Here is a 15,306-nt window from a genome sequence, read left to right on the forward strand (position 1 = left end):
CTGCGCGCAGCCGTATTCAGGATTCTGACTACGCGACAGAAGTGTCGAACATGTCGCGCGCGCAGATCCTGCAGCAGGCAGGTTCTTCGGTGCTGGCGCAGGCCAACCAGGTGCCACAGACCATGCTATCTCTGCTGCGTTAATTCTTTCTTACGCAGATCAGGCCCCCAACTGGGGGCCTTTTTTATGGGCGGGATTAACCGCTTTTTTACTGGATAATGGCGCGATTGTTTCCAGGCGCGCCGCGTATTCTGAGCTGAAAGAGACGTCACACAGACGTGAGTTATCGCCGAGGCTGAGGATACAACCGACAATGAACGCGAACGCACTGGTAAGCATAATCATCCCTGCTTATAAAGCCACCTGGTTTGAACTGGCGCTGAAAAGTGCATTAGCACAGGATTACCCTCATTGTGAAATCATCATTGGCGATGATTGCCCTGATGCAAAAATCGAGGATATTGTTAGTGCGTATCAGGTAAACAGTAAATTTCCCATCTATTACCAGCATCATCATCCCGCATTAGGCGAAATCGCCAACCTCAGTCAGGCAATACGTCGCGCCAAAGGCGAATACGTAAAATTCCTTTATGATGATGATGTACTTCTGCCGCAGGCCGTGTCGCAATTAGTCGCGGCGCTGTCGCAGGTGCCGCAAGCGGTGATGGCGACAGCCAGACGTAATCGCATTGATTCCGTCGGTAAAGCGATGGCAGACGAGATTTACAGCGTATCGCCGGTATTAGAAGACACGATTTTTCATGGTCAGGATATGGCCCGCTGGCAGGCTGATTTCCTGAACAACTTTATCGGTGAACCCAGTGCCGTTTTAGTGCGCAGCGCGGCGCTGCGCAAGCTGGTGGACGAACCGCGCGAGCTGCATGCGTTGATCGATGAAGGGCTACCGTTCATTGCCGATCTGGTGATTTACCTGCGCTTGCTACGTCATGGTCATCTGGTCTATTTACCGCAGGTGCTGGCGCAGATTCGTATCTCGCGTGAGCAAACCAGTCAGGAAGCGCGCCTCGATGGCAATATAGCCAGTCAGTCTCACCAGCGCTTTCCGGAAGAGATCAAAAAACTGGGCTGGTATGATGAGCAGCTGCCGCAGGGCTGGATTCGTCACGCCACGCTGCGCAGCCAGCAGGACTTCCAGCCGTTTGACCTGACAACGGCGCTGCAGAATGCGCGGGTAGAGAGCCATTTTGCCGAGTGGTTCCGTCAACGCACACTGCGGCCCATCGAACAACAGCTGATTGCACAGCATCTTGCCAGTCAGACGGTCGCACGTATTGCCGTGGTGATTGATGTGCGCGACGCGACTGAGACCGAGTGGCTGCTGACACAGGCCAGCCTGGATGTCTCTGTGGCCGGCCTGAGCCTGCAGCCGGTGGTGCTGGCGGCACCGTATCAATCGTTTATTCCGGCCTCTGTGCAGCGTATTGATGTGCGCGACAATCAGGTAGTTGCTGCGCTCAACACGCTGACCGAAGAGGGACATTTCGACTGGCTGATAGTATTACGGGCCGGCAGTCAGCTGTATACCTCAGGTTTGCAGGCGCTGGGAACGGTGCTGCCGGAGGTCGGTCATTGCCAGTTGATTTATGCCGATGAGGTGTATCCGGTCAATGGCCGTCCGGTTGGCGCATCCTTCCGCCCTGACTTTAATCTTGACCTGCTGCTCAGTAACCCATCGAGAATGGCCTGCCACTGGCTGTTCCGCCGCGAATTTTTGCAACAGACTGGCGGGTTTGCCACGCACTGGCCGGGCTGTTTTGAACTGGACGTGATTCTGCGCACCATCGAAAGCCAGCCTTTTAATGTGATTGGGCATCTGGCTGAGCCGTTAGTGCAGACCGCCTCATTACGACAGCCGGTGGATGAAGAGCGCGCCCTCATCCGCACCCACCTGCAGCACCGCGGCTACGCACAGGCCGATGTCAGCCTGAGCCCACATAATGTTTATCAGCTGCATTATGGTCACCCGCAGTCGGCCCCGGTTTCCATCATCGTTCTGGTGAGTAATCACCTCCCGAACCTGGTGAGTTGCGTCACCTCACTGATGGAAAAAACCGCCTCACAGAATTATGAATTGCTCCTGGTTTCTGCTCAGGGCGGAAGTGCCGCCCAGGACGAATGGCTGCGCGGTATCGCTGAGATCGACCCGGCACGCATTCGCACATTGCAGATTGAGGGCGGTTTTCATCGCGCCAGAATGGTCAATGCCGCCGCCGCTGTGGCCAGAGGCGATTACCTGCTGCTGCTGAGTAGCGATTTGGCCATGCTTGATAACAGCTGGCTGGAAAACCTGCTTAACCATGCACAACGTCCGGAAGTCGCTATTGTTGGCGCCCGGCAAATCTACGCAAATGGTCAGGTACGCCACGCCGGTTATGTGCTGGGGATTAACGGCCTGGTAGGTGAGCCGTTCTATGGTGAGAGCCATGAAACCGCAGGACACATGGCGCGTTTGCAAGCCGACCAGAACTACAGCGCGGTGTCAGGCGATCTGATGATGGTGCGTACCGAGGTGTTTCGCGCCGTTGAGGGTCTGGATGAGACGCTGCAGCATTTCGACGATGTCGACTTCTGTCTGCGCGTGCGCGAAGCCGGGTTGATGACGGTCTGGACACCGTACGTGCGTATGCTGCGGCAGGTTAATCCTGAACTGACGATCGACACGCAGAGTCGAAGCCAGGAGGAAGATCGTCAGCTGCAGAAATGGCAGGCCATCGTGACCCAGGATCCGGCGTATAACCCCAACCTGACGCTCAATAACATCAACTTTAGCGTGTCCTCCGACAGCGAACTGACATGGCGTCCGCTTTCGTGGCGGCCATTGCCGGTGGTGATGCCTTTCATGGCTGATTTTGCCGGTTGTGGTTACTATCGCATCATCAAGCCCTATGAGGCGATGCGCGATGCCGGCCTGGTGGATGGCAAACTCTCCTCCACGCTGATTAATGTTGCCGAGCTCAATCGCTTCGCGCCTGATAGCCTGATTTTCCAGCGCCGGATTGACGCGGAGTTCCATGAATGGCTGGAGAAAGTCAGTAAGCATACGCAGGCGTTCAAAATTTATGAGCTCGACGACTACCTGCCCAATATTCCGCTCAAAAATCATCATCGCTCACAGTTTGGCAACGATGTTAAAAAACTGATGCGGCGCAGCCTGAGTTATATGGATCGCTTTGTCGTATCCACCGAACCCCTAGCCGAAGCGTTCGCGGATATGCACCACGATATTGTGGTGCGTAAAAACCGTCTTTCGCATGACTGGTGGGGCAAGCTGCAGTCGCTGCGCAATCAGGGAAAAAAACCACGCGTTGGCTGGGCCGGGGGCTCCAGTCATACCGGCGATCTGGAAATGATTGTCGATGTGGTGCGCCATTTTGCTAATGACGTTGAATGGGTGTTTTTTGGCATGTGCCCGCCAAAGCTGCGGCCTTTTATTCATGAATATCACCACGGTGTAGAAATTGAGCGTTATCCGGCCAAACTGGCTTCGCTTAATCTCGACCTCGCGTTAGCGCCTGTCGAAGATAACTTTTTCAACACCTGTAAAAGTAATCTGCGCCTGATGGAATATGGTGCCTGCGGCATTCCGGTGATTTGCAGTGATGTGGCGTGTTATCGCGGTGATTTAACCGTCACGCGCGTGAAGAACCGCCACAAAGACTGGGTGGACGCCATCAATATGCATCTGCTGGACCCCGCAGCGAGTGCCCAAATGGGCGCCAGGCTGCAGCAGGAAATTCGCCAGGACTGGATGCTGGAAGGCGAGAACCTGCAAAGCTGGTCACAAGCCTGGACGCTGAAGCGTTAATTTTTGACCTGCTGCACCGCAGCAGGTCAATGCAGTTTCAATCTATCTGGATAACACCACACTCTGCGGTCATGCACCGCCTCATCGCTGGCTGAGGCGAATACCTGTTCTGCAGGGAATGACCCGGCTATCAACCTTCAAAGGTGAGTTGGTGTGAAAAGGCACTCTGCTGAGGTGAACGATTATGAATAATAAACCTGTGTATGTAACCAGCCCGCTTATGCCACCGCTGGAAGAGTTCATGCCTTACCTTGAACAGATCTGGCAGAATAAAGTCCTGACCAACGGCGGGCCCTTCCATCAGCAACTTGAACAGGAACTGGCACGCTATTTAGGTGTTGAGCATCTCTGCTTATTTACCAATGGCACGCTGGCATTGCTGACGGCGCTGCAGGCGTTGCGTATTACCGGTGAAGTCATCACCACACCTTATTCTTTTGTCGCCACCTCGCATTCTCTGTTGTGGAATGGGTTAACCCCGGTGTTTGTCGATATCGACCCGATAAGCTGTAATATTGATGCCTCCAAAATAGAGCAGGCCATTACACCGCAAACCACAGCCATTATGCCGGTGCACTGCTACGGCAATCCGTGCGACGTGGAGAATATTCAGCGCATCGCTGACCTGTACGGGCTGAAAGTCATTTACGATGCTGCTCACGCCTTTGGTGTACGTAAAAACGGCAACAGCATATTGAATTATGGTGACTTGTCGATTTTAAGTTTTCACGCAACGAAGGTTTTCAATACAATTGAAGGTGGCGCAATTATCTGCCCGGATGCTAAAACCAAAAAGCGCATCGATTACCTGAAGAATTTTGGCTTTGCAGATGAAACCACCATTGTGGCGACCGGCATTAACGGCAAAATGAACGAGGTGCAATCGGCCTTTGGCCTGCTGCAGTTAAAGCACATCGACCAGGCATTAGCGGAGCGGGCGCGTATTCAGGCGCACTATTATGATTTGCTCGCGGAAATCGATGGCATTACGCTGCCGCATATTCCGGCTGATGTTGAATGGAACTACTCTTATCTGCCGGTGATGGTAACGGAAGATTTTCCGCTGAGTCGTGATGAGCTTTATGCTCATCTGCGTGAGCACAACATTATTGCCCGTCGTTATTTCTATCCGCTGATCACCAGTTTCCCGATGTATCGTGGATTACCCAGTGCTGATGAAGCGGCCTTACCGATTGCACAACAAATGTCTCAGCGCGTGTTATGTTTGCCGGTCTATCCTGGCTTAGCATTGACCGAAGTTGACAATATTGTGCAAATCATTCACCGCCTGGCTGAGCAAAAGCTAACAAGCCGCGCGTTACCTCTGGTGGGATAATAACAAGGCGTCTGAGACGCCTTGTTTTATATTTATTGCAGGGCGGTGATGTCAGGAACGGGCTGAACGGTGGCTGAATCACCGGCTAAGCAGGCGGATTGCACGCGATTTTGCCAGTCCGATGCCTCAACCCCCAGCGCCGCTATCCGCGCAGTATTCAGTACGCTGTTTGCCGGCCTTGCCGCCGCCATCGGATATTGCGCACTGCCAATCCCTTTCACCAGCACATCCCGCTGCGCGGCCACAAAAATCGCCTGGGCGAATTCGCACCAGCTGACCGCCACATCGCCACAGTAGTGATAAACGCCGGCGGCTTCCGCGCGGGATGCCAGGGTAATAATCGCCTGTGCCAGATCGCCGGCATAGGTCGGGCAGCCGAACTGATCGTTCACCACGCTGATTTCGCTGCGGGTTTCTGCCAGCCGCAGCATGGTTTTGACAAAATTTGCACCGTACTCACTGAACACCCACGAGGTGCGAATCACTACGGCGTCCGGCAGCACGGAGAATACGCGTTTCTCACCCTCCCATTTGCTCAGGCCGTAGAAATTAATCGGGCAGGGCAGATCGTTTTCGGTATAAGGCGTTTTTTTACTGCCATCAAACACGTAATCGGTGGAGAGATGAATCAAGCGGGCGCCCTGCTGGTGAGCGGCGATGGCGAGATTTTCCGGGCCGATGGCGTTGACCTTCATGGCGCGGATACGGTCGGTTTCTGCCTTATCGACCGCGGTATACGCGGCGGCATTGATGATCACATCGGGACGGAATTTCTTCACCACCCGTTCGACCGCCGGGCGGTCGGTAATATCTAACTCGGCAGAGCCACAGGCCAGCAGGATCCACTCTGCCGGCACCCGATCCAGTAAACAACGGCCAAGCTGGCCATAAGCACCGGTTAACAAAACGCGCATTGCACTAACTCCTGCAGCGAGAGTCCTTGTTGATCTTTTACCGATAGCAGAGGCGTCGCTACCGGCCATTGCACCGCAATTTCAGCGTCATTCCACATCAGGCAGGCTTCATCCTGTGGGTTGTAGTAATCAGTACATTTGTATTCGAAGTCAGCGACCTCGGAGAGCACCACAAAACCGTGTGCCAGACCCGGCGGGATCCACAACTGGGTTTTGTTCTCTTCAGACAGCTCCAGCCCGGTCCATTGGCCAAAGGTGGGCGAATCCGCACGGATATCGACGGCAACGTCAAATACCGCGCCGCGTACCACGCGCACCAGTTTGCCTTGCGGCTGGGTTTTCTGAAAATGCAGCCCGCGCAGCACGTTACGCGCCGAACGGGAGTAGTTGTCCTGCACAAAATCCAGGTCAATATCCAGCAGTTGCTGATAACGCCGCTTCTCAAAGGTTTCGAGGAAGAAGCCGCGGGCATCGCCAAACACTTTAGGCTGGATAATTTTGACATCAGCAATTTTCGTGGTGATGACCTCCATCTCACTCCTCCACCAGCATCTTCAGATAGTGACCATACTGCGTTTTGCCGAGATAGGCGGCGCGCTGCAGCAGCGACTCGCTGCCGATCCAGCGCTTGCGCCAGGCGATCTCTTCCAGACAGGCAATTTTGAAGCCCTGGCGCTTTTCAATGGTATGAATGAAGTGTGACGCTTCGAGTAAGCTCTCGTGGGTACCGGTGTCGAGCCAGGCAAAGCCACGTCCCAGCACTTCGACGTTGAGCAACCCATCGTCGAGATACATCTGATTGAGGGTGGTAATTTCCAGCTCGCCGCGGGGAGAAGGGCGAACTTCCCGCGCCATGGCGCAGACGTTTTTATCGTAAAAATAGAGGCCGGTGACGGCATAGTTCGATTTTGGCTGTGGCGGTTTTTCTTCAATGGACAGCGCGCGGAACTGCTTATCAAACTCCACCACGCCGAAGCGCTCGGGGTCCATCACCTGATAGCCAAATACCGTAGCGCCCTGAGGGCGCGCAACCACGTCTTCGAGCTTTTTACCAAAGCTTTGCCCAAAGAAAATGTTATCGCCCAGCACTAATGCGCAGCACTCACCGGCAATAAAAGACTCACCGATGATAAAGGCCTGCGCCAGGCCATCGGGCGATGGCTGCACCGCGAACTGCAGATTGACGCCGAAATGGCTGCCGTCGCCCAGCAAACGCTGGAATCCCGCCAGATCTTCAGCGGTAGTAATCACCAGGATGTCACGAATGCCTGCCAGCATCAGCACCGAAAGTGGATAGTAAATCATCGGTTTGTCATAAACCGGTAACAGCTGCTTCGATACGCCGCAGGTTACAGGATGCAGGCGGGAACCTGTCCCGCCCGCCAGCACTATACCTTTCATCATTGCCTTCCTTATTACGCGTCTCTGCTCTCCACAGAGTCATGCTGTGAGCATACGAGCGCGCAGGAATAATTGATGGCGCGAATAACCGATAAAAAAGCGGGCATTGCCGAGGATAAGCGGAAGGAGAGAAAAGCAGCGCGTGGGCATTCCTGCTGAGCTAAATCAAATTGGGCTGTTGTGCGGCAGACGATTTCCCCTTGCGCATCATAACCTCAAAAAAGTAACCATCCTGTTACAGCCTGGGTCAGAACTGCCGATAACCCTCTTCAGAATCATTCCAATTTTTACGCTCTATTTTTCCTGTTTCTGGGGTGTCTATGCGCTTCAATTATGACTTGTTACCGGGTGAGCAACTGACCTTCGATGAGATCGCGCTGCGCTATGCGCAGCAGCATCCTGATGAGAAGGAGCTCACCGCCCGCGGGTTGCTCAGCCCGTCAACCAGCTACCGCAACCTGGTGATCCGCGCGCTGTTTGCGCAGGAGGAGCTGAACAGTCCGCTGGAGGATCTGCTGTTCGTCTCCGACGATAACGAGCGCAAAAACTACCTGCGCCGCTTCGAGCATTACCTTAAAAACCAGCAGGCGTTTCTCTATTTTCGTCGTAACGATGAAGCGCGTAAAAGCGGACGCTGGAAAGTGATCGGCGAAACCCGGGTGTACGCGATGCTCGATCCCCGCTCGGCGGAAGCGCAAAACCTGCTCAACAGCCGCGGTTTCAAGCTGGTGCTGATGCGTCAGACCGAAGAGGATGAGTACTGGCAGCTGTTCGATCCGCAGGCGCATCCCTGTTTCCCGCTGTCGCGCAAGATCCAGTTTTTAGTGGTGCTCAGCACGCCGCAGCAGAAAATGCCCAGCGCGGTGATGCCGGGTACCGAAGTGGGGCGGCGCGTCAAGGCGAAAGTGTTCCAGCGCGCCAGCCAGGCGGAGTTCAGCGCGGCGGTGAAAGCGCGCTATGGTGGCTGCATTATTACCGGCACGCGCTTAACCGAGCGCCACAGCTGGCCGTGGGTGGAAGCCTGCCATATCGACACCCAGGAGAATGAAGAGGGCTTCCTGGCGGATAACAGCGTCGACAACGGCCTGTTCCTGCGCAGCGACCTGCAGCGGCTGTTTATCAACAAAATGATTAGCATTGACGCAGAAACCGGTCAGGTGCTGTTTAATTCCGCGCTGGAATGCGACGAGTCCATTAGCCCTTTTTATCAGGCGCTTGAGGGCAAAACCTGTGCGCTGTGGGACGCCGTCCCGCCTGGCACAAGGCAGCGGCTGCGTAATCTGCGCTGAACCTGCGCACAATGGCGGTGCGATCCACCGCCATCCATAACAAATTTGAAATAACCTCGCTTTTGCCTGCCTATTCTGCCAATCGAAACCGCTACAGAATTGGATAATCATGCCGATAACTTTATTAACGCAGGGTAGTCAACGTGAACGATCTCTATACCGCCGATGGCGTGATGGATAAACATTCGCTCTGGCAGCGCTACGTTCCTCTGGTGCGGCATGAAGCGCTGCGCCTGCAGGTGCGTTTGCCAGCCAGCGTTGAGCTTGACGATCTGCTGCAGGCCGGTGGTATTGGCTTACTGAATGCCGTGGAGCGCTATGACGCGCTGCAGGGCACCGCCTTTACCACCTACGCCGTGCAGCGTATCCGGGGTGCAATGCTGGATGAGCTGCGCAGCCGCGACTGGGCACCACGCAGCGTACGTCGTAATGCGCGCGAGGTGGCCGGCGCCATGCATCAGGTAGAGCAAGCGTTGGGGCGCGCGGCTACCGAGCAGGAAGTGGCTGAGCGGTTGAATGTTTCGCTGGAAGAGTACCGGCAGATTCTGCTGGATACCAATAACAGCCAGCTTTTCTCGTACGACGAGTATCGGGAAGAACACGGCGACAGTGCGGAACTGGTCACGGAGGGGCATGAGGAAGCCAACCCGTTGCATCAGTTAATGGAAGGAAACCTGCGTGAACGCGTGATTGAAGCGATTGAGGCGTTGCCTGAACGCGAAAAATTGGTGCTCACACTGTACTACCAGGAAGAACTGAACCTGAAAGAGATTGGCGCGGTGCTGGAAGTGGGGGAATCCCGCGTCAGCCAGTTGCACAGTCAGGCGATCAAACGCCTGCGGGCCCGTCTGACGGGAGCGCGCTAACAGACTCAGTTCCTGGGGAACCAAAAATAAAAAAACCGGGGACTCAGCAATGGGAGCCAAAGTTAAAGCCAGACCGTTAAGTCGCTACCTTAAAGACTACAAACACAGCCAAAGCAACTGTTCACACTGTGGCAAAGTTTTAGACCGTATGGCGTTAGTGTTCCGCGGCCAGATCATCAATAAAGAGGCCATCGCACGCATGGACCAGATGATTGACGATCAGGTATGGATGAAACTCCAGCCGGAACTGACGGCGCTGTGCCGTTTCTGCAGCGATATTTTTTGTAATACCCATCCGAATTACTTCGATATCATGGCGTTCAAACAATATCTGTTTGAGCAGACCGAGATGAGTCACAGTACCATTCGTGAATATGTGGTGCGTCTGCGTCGTCTTGATGACATGCTGAAAGCGAAAAATTTCCCGGCAGAAAGGTTACGGGGCAACAGCTGGCATGAGTGTCTGCAAAACGATCTGCCCGATGCGGGCAACAATAACTACCGTATTGCACTGCGCAAATATGACCAGTTCTTAGGCTGGCAGCGCGGCTAAGGGTGATTCAACCCCGGTTACTGGTGAGCATGCCAGCAACCGGGGCGCGTCGCGATCAATTCCGGATGCGACTTTTCTCATCTTCTGCAACACTGTAGGGATAACTGCACATTGCCCGAATGGAGGCTGCATTGTCCTTACATCTTTTGCACCAGTTTCCCCGTCTTGAACTGCTTGGCGCACCGACGCCGTTAGAGCATTTGCCACGCCTGTCTGATTACCTCGGACGCGATATCTTTATTAAACGTGATGACGTCACGCCGGTGGCGCTGGGCGGTAACAAGCTGCGTAAACTGGAGTTTCTCGCGGCCGATGCGCTGCGTGAAGGCGCCGATGTGCTGCTGACCGCCGGCGCGATCCAGTCCAACCACGTGCGCCAGACGGCAGCCGTGGCGGCGCGTCTGGGCCTTAAATGCGTGGCGCTGCTGGAGAACCCGATTGGCACCGACGCCGCCAACTACCTGAGCAACGGCAACCGCCTGCTGCTGGACCTGATGGATGTCGAGGTCGTGATGGTTGATGCGCTGCACAATCCGCCGCAGCAGCTGGCAGAGCAGGCAGAACGGCTGGAAGCGCAGGGCTTCCGGCCTTACATTGTGCCGGTGGGCGGCTCGAATGCGCTTGGCGCACTCGGCTACGTCGAATGCGCGCAGGAGATCGCCCATCAAAGCGAAGGCGTGGTGGATTTCGCTGCGGTGGTGGTGGCGTCGGGCAGTGCCGGGACGCATGCCGGGCTGGCGGTCGGTCTGGAACAGCTGCTGCCGAATAGCGAGTTGGTGGGCGTGACGGTGTCGCGCAAGGTCGAGGCGCAGCTGCCGGTGGTTGAGCGCATTCGCAGCGCGCTGGCACAGCAGCTGGAGCTGGAAGCACGTGCGCCGATAACCCTGTGGGATGACTATTTTGCGCCGCGCTACGGCGAACCCAATGACGAAGGCATGGAAGCAGTGCGCCTGCTGGCGCGGCTGGAGGGCATTATGCTCGACCCGGTCTACACCGGCAAAGCGATGGCGGGTCTGATCGATGGCATCAGCCAGAACCGTTTCCGCCGGGAAGGGCCGTTGCTGTTTGTGCATACCGGCGGCGCACCGGCGTTATTTGCTTATCATCCTTCGGTATGAGACAGCAGCAAAAAAAGGTTTATAATCCAGCGGTTATTACAAAGAGCACATGCCGGAGCGGCACCCTTTATTGCGAGATAAAGCACGCCGCGCCCAAAATGTGCGTTAATTAACCATAAGCACACAACACATCACAATAATGGGGTAAACATGGCTTTCTCTCCGATTCGTCGCCAGCTGGTGATGGGAATGATGGCGGTCGCACTGGTGGCGGGCGTGAACGTAAAAAGCTTTGCGGCAGAAGATTTGCTGGCGCAGGTCAAGAGCAAAGGTGAGCTGCGCGTCGGGCTGGAAGGCACCTATCCGCCGTTCAGCTTCCAGGATGAAAACGGCAAGCTGACCGGTTTTGAAGTCGAGTTTGCCCAGGAGCTGGCAAAACACCTCGGCGTGAAAGCGGATCTCAAACCGACCAAATGGGACGGCATGCTGGCCTCGCTGGATTCCAAACGTATCGACGTGGTGATCAACCAGGTGACCATCTCCGACGAGCGCAAGAAGAAGTATGATTTCTCCACGCCGTACACCATCTCCGGCGTGCAGGCGCTGACGCTGAAGAAAAACGCGGGCTCCATCACCAAACCGGAAGATCTGTCCGGCAAGAAAGTCGGCGTGGGTCTCGGTTCTAACTATGAGCAGTGGCTGCGCGACAACGTCAAAGGCGTCGATATCCGTACCTATGACGATGACCCGACCAAATATCAGGATCTGCGTTCAGGCCGCGTGGATGCCATTCTGGTCGACCGCTTAGCCGCGCTGGATCTGGTGAAGAAAACCGGCAATACCATGGCGGTGGCGGGCCCGGCCTTCTCCCGTCTGGAAGCGGGCGTGGCACTGCGTAAAGGCAATGAATCGCTGCTGAAAGCGATTGATGGTGCCATTGCCGACATGCAGAAGGATGGCTCGCTGAGCAAGCTGTCTGAGAAGTGGTTCGGCGCGGACGTCACGAAATAATGCAGGAAAGTTTACAGCTGGTGCTGGATTCAGCACCTTTTCTGCTGAAGGGCGCGCTGTTCACGCTGCAGCTGAGTATCGGCGGGATGTTCTTCGGCCTGATACTCGGCTTCGTGCTGGCGCTGATGCGCCTGTCACGCTTCTGGCCGGTTAACTGGCTGGCGCGTTTTTATGTGTCGATCTTTCGCGGCACGCCGCTGATTGCCCAGCTGTTTATGATCTACTACGGTCTGCCGCAGTTTGGCATTGAGCTCGACCCGATTCCATCGGCGATGATTGGTTTGTCACTTAACACCGCGGCCTATGCCTCGGAATCGCTGCGTGGCGCGATTGCGGCTATTGAGCGCGGTCAGTGGGAAGCTGCGGCCAGTATCGGCATGACGCCGTGGCAGACGCTGCGTCGCGTTATTCTGCCGCAGGCGGCGCGCACCGCGCTGCCGCCGCTCGGTAACAGCTTTATCAGCCTGGTGAAAGATACCTCGCTGGCGGCCACCATTCAGGTGCCGGAGCTGTTCCGGCAGGCGCAGCTGATCACCTCGCGCACGCTGGAAGTGTTCACCATGTATCTGGCGGCCTCGCTGATTTACTGGGTGATGGCCACGGTGCTGTCGGCGCTGCAAAACCGGCTGGAAGCGCACGTCAATCGTCAGGATCGGGAGGCAAGATGAGTGCAATTGAAGTCCGTCAGCTGGTGAAACAGTTTCACGGCCAGACGGTGCTGCACGGTATCGACCTCGATGTCGCGCCCGGCGAAGTGGTGGCGATCATCGGTCCGAGCGGCTCAGGCAAAACCACGCTGCTGCGCAGTATTAATCTGCTGGAAGTTCCGGAAAGCGGCCAGGTCAAAGTCGGTGACATCAGCATCGACGCCAGCCTCGGCCTGCATAAGCAGAAGGATAAAGTGCGGCAGCTGCGCCAGCAGGTCGGCTTTGTGTTCCAGAACTTCAACCTGTTCCCGCACCGTTCGGTGCTGGAGAACATCATTGAAGGGCCGGTGATCGTCAAAGGCGAAGCGAAGGCGGAAGCCATTGCGCGCGCGCGCACGCTGCTGGAGAAGGTTGGTCTGCACGGTAAGGAAGAGAGTTTTCCACGCCGGCTTTCCGGCGGTCAGCAGCAGCGCGTCGCAATTGCCCGGGCGCTGGCGATGCGTCCGCAGGTGATTCTGTTCGATGAGCCAACCTCGGCGCTGGATCCTGAACTGGTGGGCGAGGTGCTCAGCACCATCCGCGCGCTGGCGCAGGAGAAACGCACCATGGTGATCGTCACGCATGAGATGAGCTTCGCGCGCGACGTCGCCGATCGCGCCATCTTTATGGATCAGGGGCGTATCGTGGAGCAGGGCCCGGCTAAAGCGCTGTTCAGCAATCCGCAGCAGGCACGCACCCGGCAATTTCTCGACAAGTTTCTCAATCAATAATCTCTCCGGGCCGGTTCGCTGGCCCGAATTATTTTTCCTCTAGCAAAATATTAAATACCGCGCTTACCTTTTTGACGCATTAATAAATTTTTTTCCCGGCGATATAATTAATGCTGGTTTACTCCGCTGCGGAATGTTCTTAATTTCCACGCGGCATTACGTGCGCGGCGCACCGTCAATTTATGCCATGAAGGCTTAAATAACAGCTATTCACGGCTAACCTGCCGGGCGGTCAATTTATCTCTGGTACTGTAAAGTATTGTTATATCAGGACCAGCGAAAAAGTTTTAGGAGTTTCGCTAGAGTCAGTCCCTGCTGCTTGTTGAATAATCGTTGAATAACCATAAAGGCTTCACTGCCTGATTCTTCATTCTTCTCCTTTAAGACCTACACCGCAGCAGGAGTCAAAAATATGAATAACGCCAGGAAAGAAGATATTGCATGGGTGAATACCCTGAAAGGGGTGTGCATATTGCTGGTGGTGCTGTATCACACCGTATTACCGGGCTTTGAAGGCACGGTTAAATATCTCAGCGCCGGCTGGATCCCGGCGGAAATATGGGTGCAGTTTAATACGGTGTTATCACCGCTGCGTATGCCCGCCTTTTTCTTCGTCTCCGGCCTGCTTGCCACCAACGGCATTCTCAACCGGCCGTGGAAACAGGTATTTACCAGCCGCATTACCAATCTGTTCTATCTCTACGTGCTGTGGGGCTTTATTCAGTGGTGGTCGATTGTCGGCATTTCGACTGAAATCACCGGCCAGCGTATCTCGCAGAACCTCAACGCGGCTTACGCCGGTTCGCTGCTGGAGTTCCTTAAGCTGACCTTCCTGGCGATGAGCACCTCGTGGTACCTGTACGGTCTGGCGATCTACTTCCTGTGCGCCAAAATCTTCCGTCAGCACAAAGTGGCGCTGCTGGTGGCGGCGGTGGTGCTGAATTATCTGGCGGTGGAGAAGATCATTCCCTACTGGGGACCGCAGAGCGTGGCACAGTATTTCCTGTTCTTCCTGCTGGGCGCGTTCTGGAGCCCGCTGATGTTGCGCCTGAGTCAGCTGCGCCGCGAGAACCTTGTGCCGTGGGCCGCGCTGGCGGCGCTGTCCGGTATGCACGTGATTTTTGGCCTCGATAAGAGCCTGTTCATGTGCATCATCGCGGTGCTGGTGAGCGTGGCGGCGTGCCGCTGGCTCAACGCGCATTTCAGCATGCGTTACTTCAACTGGATTGGCCGCAACACGCTGCAGATCTACGTTATCCACCGCATTTTTATTGAGTTCTTCGGCATGTCAGCGATTCTGTTTGCGCAGCGCCATCATCTGTTTGAGCAGGCGTGGTTTGCACTACTGTGGGCGTGCTTCTATCCGCTGGCGATTGTTGGCATCTGTTCGCTGTGTTCGGTGGCGGTGTGGTCACTGACCAACCGCGGGCTGGGGCAGTCGCTGTTTGTGTTCCCGACGCTGATTGGTTTGAAACGCAGTAAGTCGGTGGCGTGATGTGCGCAGGTAAGTTTTAAAGTGGTACAAAAACGACGGAACGTTTCGTAGCGGCGCGATTCATCGCACAATGAATAGCGCCGCTACGGCCTTATTGCAACCTGCGGTGTCCTTCACCGATCTCCATTACGCCATCCATG

14 protein-coding genes are annotated in these 15,306 nt (G+C 55.4%); 11 read left to right on the top strand and 3 right to left on the bottom strand.

The features are described from left to right. From F3I21_RS00005 to F3I21_RS00015, 3 genes are all read left to right on the top strand, one after another. A partial coding sequence (locus F3I21_RS00005; protein ID WP_255467564.1) for a flagellin occupies positions 1-143 on the top strand: 143 nt, incomplete at its 5' end. Positions 144-313: 170 nt separating this feature from the next. Further along, complete coding sequence (locus F3I21_RS00010; protein ID WP_150057834.1) at positions 314-3,826, top strand: glycosyltransferase; 3,513 nt, start codon at positions 314-316, stop codon at positions 3,824-3,826. 184 nt (positions 3,827-4,010) lie between these two features. After that, positions 4,011-5,162 (top strand): DegT/DnrJ/EryC1/StrS aminotransferase family protein, encoded by a 1,152-nt coding sequence (locus F3I21_RS00015; protein WP_058757416.1) that lies wholly within the window; start codon positions 4,011-4,013, stop codon positions 5,160-5,162. A 32-nt stretch (positions 5,163-5,194) separates the two neighbouring features. On the opposite strand, the gene rfbD is transcribed toward F3I21_RS00015, so the two are convergent. The 3 genes from rfbD to rfbA are packed head-to-tail and all read right to left on the bottom strand — an operon-like array spanning position 5,195 to position 7,477. Next, the gene (rfbD, locus tag F3I21_RS00020) at positions 5,195-6,076 is read right to left on the bottom strand and encodes a dTDP-4-dehydrorhamnose reductase (RefSeq protein WP_088517719.1); all 882 of its coding nucleotides are present in this window, start codon (positions 6,074-6,076) and stop codon (positions 5,195-5,197) included. After that, positions 6,061-6,609 (bottom strand): dTDP-4-dehydrorhamnose 3,5-epimerase, encoded by a 549-nt coding sequence (gene rfbC / locus F3I21_RS00025; RefSeq protein ID WP_021509897.1) that lies wholly within the window; start codon positions 6,607-6,609, stop codon positions 6,061-6,063. Before rfbC ends, rfbD begins: the two co-directional genes overlap by 16 nt. A 1-nt stretch (position 6,610) precedes the next feature. Beyond that, complete coding sequence (rfbA, locus tag F3I21_RS00030; RefSeq protein WP_150058548.1) at positions 6,611-7,477, bottom strand: glucose-1-phosphate thymidylyltransferase RfbA; 867 nt, start codon at positions 7,475-7,477, stop codon at positions 6,611-6,613. 320 nt (positions 7,478-7,797) lie between these two features. Between rfbA and F3I21_RS00035 the strand changes: the two genes are divergently transcribed. From F3I21_RS00035 to F3I21_RS00070, 8 genes are all read left to right on the top strand, one after another. Beyond that, on the top strand, positions 7,798-8,766 hold the full coding sequence (locus F3I21_RS00035; RefSeq protein WP_150057836.1) for an HNH endonuclease signature motif containing protein: 969 nt from the start codon (positions 7,798-7,800) through the stop codon (positions 8,764-8,766). Positions 8,767-8,909: 143 nt separating this feature from the next. Continuing rightward, complete coding sequence (locus F3I21_RS00040) at positions 8,910-9,632, top strand: RNA polymerase sigma factor FliA (protein ID WP_021509900.1); 723 nt, start codon at positions 8,910-8,912, stop codon at positions 9,630-9,632. A gap of 49 nt (positions 9,633-9,681) precedes the next feature. Continuing rightward, entirely contained in the window at positions 9,682-10,185 is a 504-nt protein-coding gene (fliZ, locus tag F3I21_RS00045) for a flagella biosynthesis regulatory protein FliZ (RefSeq protein WP_031280184.1), read from the top strand. A 131-nt stretch (positions 10,186-10,316) separates the two neighbouring features. Next, positions 10,317-11,303, top strand: a complete 987-nt coding sequence (locus F3I21_RS00050) for a D-cysteine desulfhydrase (RefSeq protein WP_150057838.1) — start codon at positions 10,317-10,319, stop codon at positions 11,301-11,303. 150 nt (positions 11,304-11,453) lie between these two features. Further along, positions 11,454-12,254 (top strand): cystine ABC transporter substrate-binding protein, encoded by an 801-nt coding sequence (gene tcyJ / locus F3I21_RS00055; RefSeq protein WP_021509903.1) that lies wholly within the window; start codon positions 11,454-11,456, stop codon positions 12,252-12,254. Then, positions 12,254-12,922 (top strand): cystine ABC transporter permease, encoded by a 669-nt coding sequence (gene tcyL, locus F3I21_RS00060; RefSeq protein ID WP_058757420.1) that lies wholly within the window; start codon positions 12,254-12,256, stop codon positions 12,920-12,922. Before tcyJ ends, tcyL begins: the two co-directional genes overlap by 1 nt. After that, positions 12,919-13,671 carry an L-cystine ABC transporter ATP-binding protein TcyN gene (tcyN, locus tag F3I21_RS00065; protein ID WP_021509905.1) on the top strand — a complete coding sequence of 251 codons (753 nt, stop codon included), beginning with the start codon at positions 12,919-12,921 and terminating at the stop codon, positions 13,669-13,671. Before tcyL ends, tcyN begins: the two co-directional genes overlap by 4 nt. Positions 13,672-14,083: 412 nt before the next feature. Continuing rightward, the gene (locus tag F3I21_RS00070) at positions 14,084-15,166 is read left to right on the top strand and encodes an acyltransferase family protein (protein WP_150057840.1); all 1,083 of its coding nucleotides are present in this window, start codon (positions 14,084-14,086) and stop codon (positions 15,164-15,166) included. The last annotated feature ends 140 nt before the right edge of the window (positions 15,167-15,306 follow it).

The organism is Pantoea sp. B_9 (assembly GCF_008632015.1).
Taxonomy (GTDB): domain Bacteria; phylum Pseudomonadota; class Gammaproteobacteria; order Enterobacterales; family Enterobacteriaceae; genus Pantoea; species Pantoea dispersa.

Coding starts and splice junctions, on each gene's coding strand:
- F3I21_RS00010 (WP_150057834.1), top strand. CDS start 314: ATGAACGCGAACGCACTGGTAAGCATAATCATCCCTGCTTATAAAGCC.
- F3I21_RS00015 (WP_058757416.1), top strand. CDS start 4,011: ATGAATAATAAACCTGTGTATGTAACCAGCCCGCTTATGCCACCGCTG.
- rfbD (WP_088517719.1), bottom strand. CDS start 6,076: ATGCGCGTTTTGTTAACCGGTGCTTATGGCCAGCTTGGCCGTTGTTTA.
- rfbC (WP_021509897.1), bottom strand. CDS start 6,609: ATGGAGGTCATCACCACGAAAATTGCTGATGTCAAAATTATCCAGCCT.
- rfbA (WP_150058548.1), bottom strand. CDS start 7,477: ATGAAAGGTATAGTGCTGGCGGGCGGGACAGGTTCCCGCCTGCATCCT.
- F3I21_RS00035 (WP_150057836.1), top strand. CDS start 7,798: ATGCGCTTCAATTATGACTTGTTACCGGGTGAGCAACTGACCTTCGAT.
- fliZ (WP_031280184.1), top strand. CDS start 9,682: ATGGGAGCCAAAGTTAAAGCCAGACCGTTAAGTCGCTACCTTAAAGAC.
- tcyJ (WP_021509903.1), top strand. CDS start 11,454: ATGGCTTTCTCTCCGATTCGTCGCCAGCTGGTGATGGGAATGATGGCG.
- tcyL (WP_058757420.1), top strand. CDS start 12,254: ATGCAGGAAAGTTTACAGCTGGTGCTGGATTCAGCACCTTTTCTGCTG.
- tcyN (WP_021509905.1), top strand. CDS start 12,919: ATGAGTGCAATTGAAGTCCGTCAGCTGGTGAAACAGTTTCACGGCCAG.
- F3I21_RS00070 (WP_150057840.1), top strand. CDS start 14,084: ATGAATAACGCCAGGAAAGAAGATATTGCATGGGTGAATACCCTGAAA.